Here is a 15,561-nt window from a genome sequence, read left to right as displayed (position 1 = left end):
ACTTAGCGACAAAAAAGCCAGTATTAAGGTACGATAGGTGCAAAACTGAGTCCCATCGATTCATCAAATCCAAACATCACATTCATGTTTTGGACAGCCTGCCCTGCAGCACCTTTTACCAAATTATCTTGCACCACAATAACCGTCAGCTCAGCGCGCTCATTATCCTGATGTACCGCGATACGTAAGCGATTACTAGCACGCACACTGCGCGTGTCTGGATAGATACCTTTTGGCATGACATCAACAAAACCTTCTGATGCATAGCTGTCTTCGAACGCTTGCTGCCAATCGATAGCCGCACCTGCATCAGTCAGCTCCATATGAATCGAGCTCAGCATGCCGCGTATCATAGGCACCAAGTGTGGTAAAAAACGAATACGGTGTGTAAACTGACTGTCTAGTAACTGCGCTACACCTTGCTCAATCTCAGGCAAGTGGCGATGACCTTCTACACTATAGGCTTTAAAATTATCCGTTGTTTCCGCATAATTAAGTGCCAGTGACGCTTGACGACCAGCACCTGATACACCAGATTTGGCATCGATGACAATACGAGACTCGACTAGTCTTTCTGCTTGCTCATTTTGTGCTTCGATAACAGGTTTTAAACCTAAAATCGCAGTAGTCGGATAGCAGCCAGGATTACCGACCAATAAAGCGCTGGCAAGCTTATCACGATTGATTTCAGGCAAACCGTAAACTGCTGTCTTTAATAGCTCAGGGCAAGCATGAGATTGTTTGTACCAGTGCTCAAACTCCGTCAATGACTGTAAGCGAAAATCAGCCGCTAAATCGATGACTTTTACGCCAGCTTGTGTCAACGCCTCTGCTTGCTTCATCGCAACACCATGCGGCGTCGCAAAAAATACAACATCACATTTTTGCAATGCCGCAAGCGTATTGTCACCTAAGTCACTAAAGACAATATCTGAAATACCGCGTAAGCTTGGGAATATTTCATCAGCGCGAGTACCAGCTTCGCTACGCGAGGTTAGCAAATCAATAGACACTTCAGGATGAGCAGATAGTAAGCGAATAAGCTCAATACCTGTGTAACCTGTACCACCGACAATCGCTGCTGAAATCATAAATTATCCTTTATTCTTAGTAAGCACTCATTATATCTAATAAATTCTATATTTTTATCTAGCTCGCAAAGCCATATAAACATAAGGCCAGTCTGTCAATCCTACTGTCTACGAATACTATGGCTTTGAATACCATAGCTTTGAATACCATAGCTTTGAATACCATAGCTTTGAATACCGTGGCTTTTAGATCTTGTAATCATGTACCGCATCGACAAATACTTTGGCATTGTCAGGATTCACCCACTGGGTAATACCATGACCTAAGTTCGCAATGTAGCCAGTTTTTTCGCCATTAGCATAGGCGCGATCAAGCATCGCATTCACTTCAGAGCGGATGGTGGCAGGTGATCCGTATAACGTTGCTGGATCTAAATTGCCTTGAATGGCTTTACTGCTTTGTAGCTTCTTATGTTTTTTGGTCAACTCACGCTGGCTCTCAGTCAGTACTTGACGCGCGCGGTCAAGCGGCATCGTCCAATCTAGACCTAAAGCGTCAGCTTCGCTATCAGCCTGAATATCAAGCCATAACCCACCACCTTTGGTAAATAATACCACTGGTACTTGTGGATGGCGTTGCTTTAATTCAGCCACGATACGCTTGTTGTAATTGTGCGAAAACTCGATAAATTGACGATGACCAAGCGCCCCGCCCCAACTGTCAAATATTTGTACGATCTGAGCACCAGCTACGATTTGTGCATCAAGATAGTCAATGACCGAAGTCGCAAGCTTGTCTAATAGCTGATGTAAAAAATCAGGATTGCTATACAAAAAACCTTTAGTATAACGATAATCCTTTGAACTACCACCTTCTATCATATACGTAGCAAGCGTCCATGGACTACCAGAGAACCCAAATAAAGGCACTTGACCATTTAGCGCTTTGCGAATGCTGGTCACAGCGCGCATTACATAGTCAAGAGAATCATTAGGCTCAAGTACTGGCAATCTGTCAAGATCGGCCTGTTCGCGAATCGGATGCTTAAACTTAGGGCCTTCGCCAGTCTCAAAATACAGACCCAAGCCCATGGCATCAGGAATGGTCAAGATATCACTAAACAAGATAGCCGCATCTAAGTCATAACGACGTAACGGTTGGAGAGTCACTTCAGTAGCACGATCTGTATCTTTGCACAGGCTCATAAAGTCGCCGGCTTCAGCGCGAGTAGCTTTGTACTCTGGTAAGTAACGACCAGCTTGGCGCATCATCCAAACTGGCGTGGTATCGATGGGCTCAAAGCGTAATGCACGTAGCAGCCTGTCATTTTTTAACGGTGCAAATTGCTGCTGAATCGAGTCACTCTTGTCTGAAGCACTCATGTACAAATCTCCAAAACAACACAGTATCCATATTTATGGATGGATACTGTGCTGGATAAAATAGGTTGAATAAAATAATAATAAATATTTATAAGATATAAACAGTCTTGCTTAAGCTTGAAGCAAATCTCAATAGCTTTTTATAGCTTACCTAAAATCATAGATAAGATAAGCTATAAAAGCCACAGCTGTGCTATATCATGAATGCGTTATACGGTTATCGCAAGATTGTCACGATGCACCATCACCACACGGTCTTCGTTACTACCGAATATTTTGTCAAACTTCTCTGTACGCTCACGAGCAACACGATGCGCCTCATGCGATGAGAAGTTTACCTGACCAACGGCTATACGCTCACCAGTATCTTGATGAACAATTTCTACCACATCACCTTCATCAAAGCCGCCACGAACTTCTACAACGCCTACTGGTAGCAAGCTTCTGTTATGTTCAGTCAATGCTTTTGCGGCACCTGCATCAACGACCAAGCTACCTGACATACGCAAATGCGCGGCAAGCCATTGTTTCCGAGCAATGATTTTATCTTCTTCGTTAGTCGTCAGTAGTGTACCGACTGCCTCACCTGAGACAACACGAGTGATCACATCATCGATAGCACCGCTCACAATAACGGTTGGGCAACCACCCATTGCTGCAAGACGACCAGCACGGATCTTAGTTAACATACCGCCGCGTCCAAGCTTGCCACCGTCTCCTGCGATATCAAATAAATAGTCAGCCATGGCACGTTCTTGACGAATCATCTTAGCATCAGGATTGTCACGTGGGTTATCAGTGAACACACCTTCTTGATCGGTTAAGATGATGTACAAATCCGCGTTAACCATCGCGGCTGCCATCGCACCCAACGTGTCATTATCGCCAAATTTAATCTCATCAATGGTAATGGTGTCATTTTCGTTAATAACCGGTAGCACACGCCATTCTAATAGTTGCGTTAGCGCGCCTGTGGTATTGAGATAACGGCTACGATTGGATAAGTCATCATGAGTCAATAGAAGCTGTGAGCTTTGAATACCATGCTGAATCAATGCTGACCACCATGTTTCAATCAGTCCCATTTGACCAATAGAAGCGCAGGCTTGTAATGCTGCCAGTTTTTTAGGGCGTTCCTCAAGGTCCATACGTACCACACCTTCAGCAACGGCACCTGATGATACCAGCAGCACTTCAACACCTTTTTTGTGCAGCTTAGCAATCTGCTTTGCCCACTCATATATGGCAGTACGATCCAACCCTCGACCATTATTAGTCAATAACGACGAGCCAATCTTGACAATAACGCGCTGAATATCAAAGTTACGAGATTGTTTAACAAATCTTGCTTCTTCGGTCGTGTTTGCTATGCCATCTGCCATATAAACTCCTTTTTTTCATATCAATTGATTGTAGGGATTAAATTCACAATTCAAGTATAACCGCTTAAGCATACTAGCTTAAGGAACGTACATTACCTCAACACCATCATCGTCATCATCCAAATCGGACAAATCTAAGCCTTCACGCGCCGCTTTACGAGCGGCACGATATGCTTCACGCTGTGCTTCAGTGTTTAGACGCACTTCGGCTTCTAAACGCTCAAATCGCTCTTTCTGTGCTTCAGCGAATATAGGATCTTCTATTTCACGCTCGCGCTCAAGCTCAATATCATTCATCAAATGATATTTTACTGCATCAACGCCTTCACCAGTCAGCGTTGCTGTACGGAAGACCATACCTGTCCAACCAAGCTCTGCTACGATATGTGTACAAAGCGCGTTCAAGTCTTCATCATTGACCTGATCAATTTTGTTTAATACCAAAATCTGCGGCAAGTTGGCCAATTCAGGTGAAAAACGCTCAAGCTCATTTAGGATAACGCGGGCGTTTTCAACCGGGTCGCTACCATCAACAGGCTTGACATCAACTAAGTGTAGCAGACGACGCGTACGCGCAACATGCTTTAAGAAGCGAATACCAAGTCCTGCACCTTCTGATGCACCTTCGATTAAACCAGGAATATCTGCCATCACGAACGAACGATGACGACCAATATCGACCACACCCAAATTTGGTACTAGCGTGGTAAATGGATAATCAGCCACTTTTGGTCTAGCAGCAGAGACTTGACGGATAAAGGTCGATTTACCAGCATTAGGCAAACCAATCAGGCCAACATCAGCCACGACCTTTAGCTCAAACTTAAGAACTTTTAACTCACCCTCAAAACCAGACGTGGCTTTACGCGGTGCTTGGTTGGTTGAGCTTTTGAAATGGGTATTACCCAGACCACCATCGCCACCTTTAGCAATCAGTAGTGTCTGGCCGATCTCAATCAAATCACCCAATACTTCATCGGTTTCGGTATCAACGACCGTAGTACCAACTGGTACTGGTAAATAAAGATCATCAGAGCCCTTGCCTGAGCAGTTTCTGCTGTGACCATTCTCGGCTCGCATAGCGTCATGACGACGAGTATAGCGATAGTCAACTAGAGTATTGGTGTTGTCCTCTGCAATGACATAGACGTCACCGCCCTTACCGCCATCGCCACCATCAGGTCCACCACGTGGGACATATTTTTCTCGGCGAAAACTGGCGATTCCGTTACCACCGTCACCTGCTTTTACCGTTACGACGGCTTCATCAATAAATCGCATCTTACGTTCCTTAATTCACAATCCAGTCTATAAACTGGTTACAACCAACGGTTGTATTTTAGGGTTGTGCTATGTTGTTGCGCCAAAATGAACACTGTATAAATAGTAATTTTACTTAGTGCCCATGATGACAATAACACCCGATAATCAATCGGACTATCGGGTGTTTAAGTATGACAGTTAAAGTGATACCAAGCTACGCAAAGTAGAGTCTATTGCAGCATAATCTTTAGAGTGATCATGCTTTGAGAGGCTTAGTATAACGTTATTGCTCTACTGTATTTAGAGTTTTATGCTGGAACCTGAGTATAACTGATTCCTGCCATCTGCGTCGCCAAACGCAGCACCTGAGTACTATAACCGACTTCATTATCATACCAAACATAGACGATAGCTTGGTTATCAGTCAAAATAGTCGCTTGGGCATCAACGATACCGACATGAGTCGTACCAACAAAGTCAGTAGATACGGCTTCTGTAGAATCGGTATAAGCAATTTGCGACTGCCACGTGCTGCTGTTAGCAATCTTACGCAAGAACTCATTCAACGCGTCAGCGCTTGCTGGTGCTGTTTTTAGATTCAAGTTCAAGATGGCTAGGCTGACATTTGGTGTCGGTACACGGATAGCATTACCCGTTAGCTTACCGTTCAATTCTGGTAATGCTTTACCAACGGCTTTTGCTGCGCCAGTACTGGTGATAACCATGTTCATCACCGCACTACGACCACGGCGGTCTGCTTTGTGATAGTTATCAACCAAGTTCTGATCATTGGTAAATGAGTGAATAGTCTCTACATGACCATTTACAATACCGTACTCATCGTTTAGTACATTTAATGTCGGTGTAATCGCATTGGTCGTACAGCTCGCAGCACTAACAATAGTATCGTCACCAACGGTGTCGTTATTCACACCATAAACGACGTTTTTGATATCGCCGCCAGCAGGTGCTGTTAGTAGTACTTTTTTCACGCCAGTAGACTGTAGATGCTTGCCAAGGCCCGCTTCGTCTTTCCAAATACCGGTGTTATCGATAACTAGCGCATTGTCGATACCATAAGCAGTATAATCGATTTCGCTTGGGTCTTTGGCATAGATAACTTGTACAAAACGACCATTAACGATCATGCCGTTATTATCTTCATCGATACTGATGCCGCCTAAGAATCTACCATGGATTGAGTCGCGCTCAAGCAATGAGATACGCTTAGCCAAGTCGCCAGCTGCCGCTGGACGTACAACGATCGCTTTTAGCTGCAAGCCTTTTGCGCTTGACGCTTGTGACAATAGCAGACGAGTCAAAATACGACCGATACGACCAAAGCCGTACAGTACAACGTCCGTTGCGCCATTCACGGCACCAGCGTTGTTGATAGACTGTAGAGCGGCTTGTACATCAGTATCATTAGCAATCAATTGACCGACATCGATACGGGTGGCTTGGATATCCGTGTTTTCTGAGATAACTTTTACCATCGCTAAAGTATCAGCGATATCGATAGCTTTGGCATCGTTGTCGCGTAATGCTGCTTTTTGATGTAGTGCAAGTATTTGACCAACTGAAGTAGCGTCTAGCGTTTCGCCAAACAAAGTCACTTGTACGTCTTGCTCGTTATAGAGCTTGCTCAATAGCCCCATAAGCTCAATGGCTTGTTGCTCTTGATTGTTGTAGTTTTTTAAGTGGTCTTGATGTAATTGGCGTAAGGTATCAGCGTTGCTCACGAGAAACATCCTTATGGTCAGTAATGTATGATCGATAAAATATGAAGAGATATAAATAAGATAAGTCGTGTATGCTCTAAGTGGTGACTTTAATAGGATAATCAACCACTATCAATATCAGTTCTTGACGTCAGAGTATTCAAATCGCCTAGATTTTAGCCTAAAATGCCTCATTTTGCCAGTAGTAACCGATTAGCTATTGCGCATAATAGGTTTTGTCGTTATATACAGACTCATATATAGACAAAGATAAAAATAAAGGCAGCCATATGTGCTGCCTTATTAGGACGTCGTTTAAATGATAATTGCCATAACGCTTAATTAATTGAAGCAATAATTTTCATTATATCTATTGTGGTGCTAAATTCACCGTTTGGTTGCTCTGCGACGTCAACGTAAACTCTTTTAAGTCATAACCTTGCTGCTGAGCAATCTGACGATATTTAGTATACGTTTCCTGACTGATATTTGGCGACCGTGCTAGGAGCCATAAGTATTTTTTATCAGGTGTCCCTACTAGCGCAGTTTTATAATCTGCATCACGTGCTAATACCCAATAATCAGCACGGCCGACTGGGATCCAGCGAATCCACTTCGGTAAAAACGTCACTTTTAGTTTACTGCCGCTTTCATCGACTGGCTTAGCCAAACCTTCTGCAACAATACCTGAACCATCCTCGCTCACACACTTATTAGTAACCGTGATTCCTGAACCGTCATCTTTCTGAGCATAGTTGGCAGTAACATCACCTGCGCATTTACGTTGAAAATACATCGGTAGACGTCCAATCTCATACCATGTCCCAGCGTATTCATTGAGATCGACACTATCCACTGTCGTTGGTGTGCTTGCAGACTTATAGATAATATCGCTTGGCTTAACTGATAGCATATCGGTCGTAATCTTCTCGCTCATCGCATTATCTTGCATATTACTGGCAGTAGCCATATTAGTGGGCGGCGTTGCAGCATAGGCTGAAAATGCCGCTAGCGGTATGATAATCGCTAACGCAATGCCTGTATGCTTGATAAGTCCATTCATAAATATACGCTCCGGTATGTCTTTGTATGACGAGTTGATAGTAGTTGATGATGTATCGAGGATCTGCTTAGCGCTGTCTTGCAAATTACTTGCTTGGTCGTCTACAAGTTCGGAGATTAGCGGCTCGTCTTTATTCAACGTTGCTGATCGCTTGTAGCCATTAACAATGTTGAATTGTTCTTTATCACTATCGCTATTTTTCAGATCTTGATTGCTTTTGCTGTTACTCATAGCGGACTCTTTTGCCTTAGTGAGGCTTTTGTCGGCGCTTTTGTATCCAAAATAGCTGTCTTGCGAAGACATATCTTCTGCCAGATGGTGCGAATATTCGCCGTTCAAGTTTTCATTGCTCAGTTTTTTATGGCTATAGTTTGCATCATTACTCGCATTTTTTGTCTGTGGCGCATGACGACCGTTATTATAGCTGTTTGACTGTATAGGCTGCTGAGATTGAGAACCAGCTGCCCGTGAGTCAGTCCATGCTGAATCAGGTAACTTATTGGTTTTCATAGGGATACCATTATTAATAGTGACTGTTAAAATACGTTATCTGCATCATTCATCCGAATTGATTCTATAATGAGCCTGAGTTTTAGAACTAATTATCGATCCGAACTCTGCTGCTACAAACGCTCTTTTTATTATAAGTTTTGATAAATGCGTTAGTAGACAATTCATTGATAAAGATCAGAATCAATGTGCTTTAGATATGCAATATATATTAAGGGCAGCTGGACTATTAAAACAGTAGTGCAATGTAGGGAAACGCAACGGTTTGTAAATAACTATGTGTTTATGCATTGGTATGCACACATCATAATCACATAGTTACTGATTGGACAAATAACTTAAAAATCAGTTATTTATACTTACTTATTTTAATAAGCGAACATAGTTAAGTGAATGATATTACTGCTTAATAGGCAATCACCTTCTGGTTTTTTATTCGTGGAACTGACGAATGCCTGCGACACTGACACCGCCGTGCGCTAATGTCTGGTCAATCATGACAGGGGCCAAACCGCCCAGACCAATGACTGGCATGTCAGCTAACTGTGCCAAAGCTGACCACGCTTCCCAGCCAAGTGGCACCGTATTAGGATGCGTCTGAGTTGTAAGTACAGGAGATAAAAAAGCGCCAATCACTGGCGGCAACTGCTGCTGTATGAGCATACTCGCAAGTTTATTAGCGGCTAGAATGCTGGCAATATCATGACAGCTGACTATCAGTGGATACTCACTCGAGATGTAGACTAATTGCTCAGACTCTGCAATATCTTGAGTACCATTGAACCATTCCATTAATCCCGAATGCGTCAGATGTCTAGCGACAATCGAACGACTCGTTTTTGCCTCTACCATTGCCTCTGTACTTGTCGTTTTGGAGTGCTGATAGTCATTGTCGTACGGCAAAATCGCTAGAATATCTGGACGCACATCCATTAGCTGCTCGGATATATATTCTGACTCAGACGCTTTTAGTCGGATATAAACCCAAGACTCTGGTGCCAACTGTTCTCGATGATAGTGTACCCATGCTGCTGCGGGATTTGGCTGGGCAGAAAAATGGGCAAGTGGATACGTAATCGCTATTTTTGCAGGAAGTTTCAGCCACTCCAAAATAGTTTTATTGGCAGCGGGCAGATGATACTCTCCTGCTAGTAACTTAGACTTATCAACCCAAGTCATTGCCTGCCCTTCTAGGCCATATTCACAGTCTTTGTGCTGCTCATATTGCTGTGCGGTTAGCTCAATTTTATACACCTGCAAGCTCACCTGCTTGTCACCATAGTCGTGATGCAAACGCCCAAGCTTAACAATAATATTTTGAGAAATACTGATACCTGTTTCTTCAATGACCTCCCGAATCAATGCCTGCTCTCCTGACTCATCAGCCTCTATCTTACCGCCTACAAACTCATAGCGATTGCCTTGATGCTGGGCCGCATCTCGGAACCCAAGCAAATACCTGTCTTCATAATGAATAACGGCAACCGCAACATTGACGATGGTTATGTCTTTAGTTTTTGCCTGATTGTTGGTTTCACTTGGCATAGCATTGTCCTCTACTGTTAAGTCTGTTTTGGCCGCGTTCTAATTGTTTGCTTATATATTCTGATGAGCCTGCATAGATTTCATATCATTCAAGCAAACCTCTCAATATTTTTTTACATAGGTAAAAACTCAAGCATTGGCGTTTTGTGGCAGTTTGTGACGCCAGCCTTATATAAGTTTACACAATGACTGCATTTTATTTTATCAATTACCTTGCAAATTTATTCAATCTAAATGATAATTATTATCGTTAAAGTTCATTACGATATAGCTAATTTATTAAGCCACTTCTTATCAAAAGGAATTCACCATGAGTATGGTTATCTCTCGTTATCTAAACTGCCGTGAAAATCGTTTGCCAACGCTACAGTCGCAGCATCTATTTGCCCTGACCAAAGAAGTACGTATTGAGCATGAAGGTGAAGAGTATCGACTACGTTTGACTCGTAACAACCGCTTAATTTTGACCAAATAATTTCACACTAAGCTCACTGCACTTATAAAAAAACGCCTTCGTTACAAGGCGTTTTTTGTTGAGTAGCAATAATAAAAATCGCTTTCTAATAATGTCAGTTATAAATTAACCGTCTACTAAATGCGTCATTTAAAACTGCCAACTATAGACCACGTCTACCGCATTCTCGGCGGCTGAACTGGCTTCTACGTAGATACGGCGAGTCAACTGATAGCGAACAGACAGACTGTTTTGAGCATTGAAAACACCTACGCCATAGCGAATATACAAGTCAGGGGTCACGTAACCGGTGACATTGACGTTGGTATCTTCACTACTGCCTGAGGCATCAACGGTCAAACTCTGTAAGCCAAAAACTTGTCCAATTTGATTGGTAAGGCTACGCGTTCCACTAAGACCAAAACTCAGGCCAGCTGCTGCCAAGTTATTGGTCACTTGTGATTTGAACCCTTGCTCACTGATTTGAGTCGCACTCTTGTTATCGATTCGCCCTGTCACCAGTGCATTCATCGCTTGCTGCTGGGTCAATCCTGCATTATTAAAGACGATGATATTTGGGCTTTCAGTCGTACCTTTCACACGAAAACCCACTGTTTTACCATTAATGGTTTTTGCAGCTTCAATACTCAAGCTAGGCTTCATGACATCGCCATTGAAGCGCACTTGACCATAATTGAGTTCTAGGCTCTGACCAAAAGCATTAATGTTGGTACGACGTGAGACCTGAACCACTCCTTTTGCACGCATGATGCCCGTGCCATTTTGGTTGATATTAATCGCACCAGCCAATGGAATAACGGCACCAAAACCACGGAAATTGATATCATCGCCTAAATCGACACCGATATCAGCGTTAATAGACCAAGGTTTTGACATTGCCAATACATCATCGATGTTACCAATCAAACGACGATCCAGCACAACTACATCTTCAGACTGAGTCACAATGTCTTCGCTGGCTTCTGGTGGACGAATGGTCGCTGACGGCACGCTGACTGCCCCTTTGATGTCCACATAGCGGTCGCCTGGACGTACGATAATGTCAATGTCAGGATTGATTTCAGCCACTAGCAGAGGCGGCTGCGTAATGACGAGCCCTTCACCAACAACACTCAATTTGGCTTGTAGCTTTTGCTGCCAATTGACCGTACCTGTCAGTGTGCCTGTTCCTGTACCGCTTTTGAACGTACCATCAATAGTCGCCTGCGTACCGCGAATTTTGGCCTGTGTGTTGACATTGGTCAGATTCACTGGCAAGTCTAGCATGGCGATGCGACCATTAGAGAGTTTCACATCACCATAAAACTGCGGCTTATCTAGCGTACCGCCAAGTCCTCCTGCCATCGTAACGTTACCTTTTAGTACTCGCATACCTGGGAAGAAAGGCTTAAAGATGGCCAAATCAAGCTCATTTAACACGAGTGCACCAGAGATTGGTTTTGGCGTTTTATAAGGATCAACAACGACCTCAGCATAGCCGCGAGCACCGCGACCCGTATTGATGTCGGTACGCAGCTTGATACCTTCTGGCACCGACAAGGCGATTAGTGAAACACGCTTATAAGGCAGTGTCACAGGCGTACTATCCCCGTCTTGAATCAAGCCGATTTTGCCATTATCTGAATATAGTGTCGTGTTAATGGTTGGCGGACGACCACGTTGCCAACCGATAATGGCTTTACCATTAATCTTGCCGTGCCAATCAATATCCTTTGGTAAGAATACTGAAAATAATGACGTATCTAAATTCTGCAATGCCACATCGACCTCACCACTGGCTGGAGAAGCAACTAAGTTCTTACGTAAACATAGCTTGCCCGTTTGGTCCGTGGCTTGCCAACAATGTGCAGCCAACTGTACTTTGAGATCTGTGTTATTGCCATTTTGATTATTAGGCAAATTCACAATCAGCTGTGCTGGCTGTAATTGATTTAAGGTAGCGTATCTGGATTTAACGCGGCCTTTACCGATGACCCCTGACCAGCGTAGCGTGTTTCGATCGAACCCACCTTTTAGTCTGGCATCAATGTCCAGTTGCTTATTGGCCACATTGAGATCAACCACATGAGATTTTTCAGTACCGTTAAATGATGCTTTAACACTATCGAAGCTTTGTCCCGCAGCATCCAGACCTTCAGCGCTGACGATAAGCTGGCTTGGACTATTGGCTAGATTAACCAACTTGCCACGTATACGACCTTGACGCAAAATAAAGCCCGGTAGTGCAATTCGCTCACCGACCAAATCGATATAAATCGTTGGTAGTGCCTGACCTGCTGGTTGAGACAAAGTCGCTCCACCAGTCACTTTGCCAGCAAGCTTGTCCGATAATTGATCTAAGCTTGTGATATTAATTTTGGTTTGTAGCTGTTTGGCATTGCCATTAGCAGTGACATAGTTGTCACCCCACCGCAGTATCAAGTTGTCAGCATTTAAACTATCGATCAATGCATTCACTTGCTTATACTGTGCTTGGGCATCTTGTGTTTGTAGACGTTTGAAATAACTGGCTAAGTCTTTTGGCAAGCGCAGTTTTGCGGCCAAGCTACCTTTAGCACTAAGTGGCTGGCCTTTCAGCATACCGCTCAGATTGACTTGTTTGATATTGATCGTTTGCTGTGTATCGCCCCAGCGCCCATCCGTATCGATGGTACCCGTGATAAGGCTTGGTGTATCCTTTAAGAAATATCCGATATTGAAGCGATCCATCACCGCATTGATGTCCCATGCAATGCCTTGACGCACATCGACCGTTCCTGTGGCATCGATACTACCTGCTGCACCCACGTGGCGGAAGCGCTTGATACGAATCATTTGGCTATCACCGCTAGCCTCAATGTTGAGCTTACCTGCTGGTAATTGCTCGGCATCCAAGACCCCATCAAAATTCACGGCAAAACGCTGTAATGTGCCTGCGGCATTTGGGCTGTTTTTAGGCGCAGCCTGCCATTCCCCACTGGTTTTTAGATCACCTGTGATGATTGCTGGATTATTGGGTAAAAAGTAACCCAAATTGAAGTTGTCAAAGCGACCATCGACGGTCCAGCCGATGTTATTGCGCAAATCAATGACGCCTTTGGCATTCACTCCTCCAGCTTCACCATTATAATTTAGTTTGCGGATACTAATCAGATCCGGTGTACCCGCTGCGTCGATTGATAGACGACCTTTTGGTACGTCTGCTGTATCGATCTGACCATCAAAACGTGCGTCAAATACAGATAACTCACCACCCACGATATCGACACTGGCATCACCGCTACCTGTTATACCGATCGCGCGACTGTTTTGCGTGGCATCAAGCTGTGCCTGTAAGTCGGTATTGTTGACAGTAATCACATGACGCTGACCGCTCACACCATTTTTGGTGATATTTAGCAATCGACCACGAGCACTCACACGCCCTGTTAGACGCTCAAGTGGTAAGTCACTACGGTATTCTTTAGGCAATAAACCCTTGGTCGCTGCATCGATTTGCCACGTCAGTGGGCGGTTTTTATTTGCTAGTTGAATTTGTCCGGTGCCTGACAGATCGCCTACGATGCCATCATAATTGAGTCGATTGATGTCAATAACGTCACCTGCTTTACGCAAGCGCACATCATAGTTGCCTTTAGGTGCAGCATTAAGTTCATTGATAACGGCATTGGCATCGACGGATAGGTTTGAACCACGAACGATGACATCTGCCTGACCGCGAGGACTATCAATATTGCCGATGTTAGGGACATCACGGCGGATCAAATTTTGCCATGTGGCATCAATGTACCAAGGCGCCACTTGCTTAGACTTAGCAGAGGTTTTACCGCGGATCATATTAGCATTGATATGTTCACCATCGCGCTGACGCAAATCTGCATCAATCTGTGTATTACCTTTGCTGTTCTGCTGCTGATAGCGTAGCGATAACCTGCCATTAAGGGTTTGCGGAGCATAAGCTTTAAAATCAGCATAGTCGTCAGGAATAGCACGGCGAATATCAAAGTTACTACCAGCCGCACGCAGCGTCGCATTAAAGCTATCTTTCCAACCTAATATACCCTGTATTACCAAACGCCCAGATGGAACGTCAGCTTCTAAGCGATCAATACGCAACTGACTGTCTGCAATGACCGCACGCCCTTGATAATGACCGGACGGAATGTCTTTGGCAGTCAATTCCGTATTGATGCGAAGTCGTATCTCAGAGGTGACCCCTGATGCAGTCGCCATACCACTTTGCAGACGAATGTCTTGATCGTCTGCATAAGGAACCAAAATATCATCCCATTGTAGTTTTGCTTGAAATGGTGACCCTGTATCCAGTGCCTGAACGACAAAATCGCCACTAACATCGCTGTCGTTATAGCGGCTACGCACCTGCCCAACCGTACGTTTTAGCGTACCAGTTGCCGTAATATTCAGTGGATCAATGTATGCCTTTTCAAGCGCACTGACTTCTGCAATCGCGCTCAAATCCAACGGATAGTCGCCTTGCAAGTCAATCTTGCCTTGTAGGGCACTGACTTTGACGATCTCAGCATACTGTAAGTCGCCGCGACCTACCGTGACGGTACTACCAACCCATGTCAGATCACGAGCCGTAATGTCATTGATGACAATAGGATCTTTGGTTACTTGTTTATAAATAATTTTATCGATTTTTGCTTTATCGAAACGTAGATTGACTGGTAACTTTAGGGTTTTATAATCAAACGGTTCACCAGTCGGTGGTTTCTTATTGAGAATTTCAATGGTCTGTATATCGGCATCACTCAGATGCACTTCTTTTGCAAATACTGCACGCCAGCCTATTTTTACATAAGCTTTGTCTACTAATACCTCAAGGTCTTCAGTTGCATCGATATCGATATCGGTCAACCAAATACCATCACGCAAATTACCGCGCCCATATTTGAAATCGATACCCGTCTCAGCACTGATTTTTTCTAAAATAAACTTGGTGCCAGAATCAGTGCCTGCGGCATAAAAAAATATCGCAAACATAATCGCTAGTACGATAAGAATCAGTACCAGTAGCTTGAGTAAAAATGATAGCGGATACCAGCGCCTAACGGCACGAGCATCGCGCTGTGCTGGATCTTCATCTGGTGCATTGTTAGGCGGGGTATTTTCTGTCAGCATGACACTCAACTACGTTAAAAAGTGATGACCAGCAATCGGTACGATAAGTAATGAATAAAACGGT

General features: G+C 44.0%; 9 protein-coding genes. 1 reads left to right on the top strand and 8 read right to left on the bottom strand.

Annotation, left to right across the window (positions count from 1 at the left end; genetic code table 11):
• Positions 1–23: 23 nt before the first annotated feature.
• The 7 genes from argC to QO189_RS01155 all read right to left on the bottom strand — a co-directional run bounded on the left by argC (position 24) and on the right by QO189_RS01155 (position 9,898).
• Entirely contained in the window at positions 24–1,091 is a 1,068-nt protein-coding gene (gene argC, locus QO189_RS01185) for an N-acetyl-gamma-glutamyl-phosphate reductase (protein ID WP_371531182.1), read from the bottom strand.
• 186 nt (positions 1,092–1,277) lie between these two features.
• The gene (gene hemE, locus QO189_RS01180) at positions 1,278–2,414 is read right to left on the bottom strand and encodes a uroporphyrinogen decarboxylase (protein ID WP_371531181.1); all 1,137 of its coding nucleotides are present in this window, start codon (positions 2,412–2,414) and stop codon (positions 1,278–1,280) included.
• A 209-nt stretch (positions 2,415–2,623) separates the two neighbouring features.
• On the bottom strand, positions 2,624–3,796 hold the full coding sequence (gene proB, locus QO189_RS01175) for a glutamate 5-kinase (RefSeq protein WP_075106986.1): 1,173 nt from the start codon (positions 3,794–3,796) through the stop codon (positions 2,624–2,626).
• A gap of 78 nt (positions 3,797–3,874) precedes the next feature.
• Entirely contained in the window at positions 3,875–5,077 is a 1,203-nt protein-coding gene (gene cgtA, locus QO189_RS01170; protein ID WP_201599774.1) for an Obg family GTPase CgtA, read from the bottom strand.
• 290 nt (positions 5,078–5,367) lie between these two features.
• Positions 5,368–6,810, bottom strand: a complete 1,443-nt coding sequence (locus tag QO189_RS01165) for a glyceraldehyde-3-phosphate dehydrogenase (RefSeq protein ID WP_371531180.1) — start codon at positions 6,808–6,810, stop codon at positions 5,368–5,370.
• Between the two features lie 340 nt (positions 6,811–7,150).
• Positions 7,151–8,353: a lipocalin family protein gene (locus QO189_RS01160; RefSeq protein ID WP_371531179.1), complete on the bottom strand. Its 1,203-nt coding sequence runs from the start codon at positions 8,351–8,353 to the stop codon at positions 7,151–7,153.
• Positions 8,354–8,785: 432 nt separating this feature from the next.
• Positions 8,786–9,898: an NUDIX domain-containing protein gene (locus QO189_RS01155; protein ID WP_371531178.1), complete on the bottom strand. Its 1,113-nt coding sequence runs from the start codon at positions 9,896–9,898 to the stop codon at positions 8,786–8,788.
• Between the two features lie 316 nt (positions 9,899–10,214).
• Between QO189_RS01155 and hemP the strand changes: the two genes are divergently transcribed.
• The gene (gene hemP, locus QO189_RS01150) at positions 10,215–10,373 is read left to right on the top strand and encodes a hemin uptake protein HemP (RefSeq protein WP_227672156.1); all 159 of its coding nucleotides are present in this window, start codon (positions 10,215–10,217) and stop codon (positions 10,371–10,373) included.
• Positions 10,374–10,502: 129 nt separating this feature from the next.
• Here the strand turns inward: hemP and QO189_RS01145 are convergent, their stop codons facing one another.
• The gene (locus tag QO189_RS01145) at positions 10,503–15,497 is read right to left on the bottom strand and encodes a translocation/assembly module TamB domain-containing protein (RefSeq protein WP_371531177.1); all 4,995 of its coding nucleotides are present in this window, start codon (positions 15,495–15,497) and stop codon (positions 10,503–10,505) included.
• Between the last annotated feature and the right edge of the window lie 64 nt (positions 15,498–15,561).

It is taken from the genome of Psychrobacter sp. Arc29 (genome assembly GCF_041431175.1).
Classification (GTDB): domain Bacteria; phylum Pseudomonadota; class Gammaproteobacteria; order Pseudomonadales; family Moraxellaceae; genus Psychrobacter.
The sequence above is the reverse complement of the archived record's forward strand: the minus strand, read 5'-3'. Positions and strand labels throughout refer to the sequence as shown.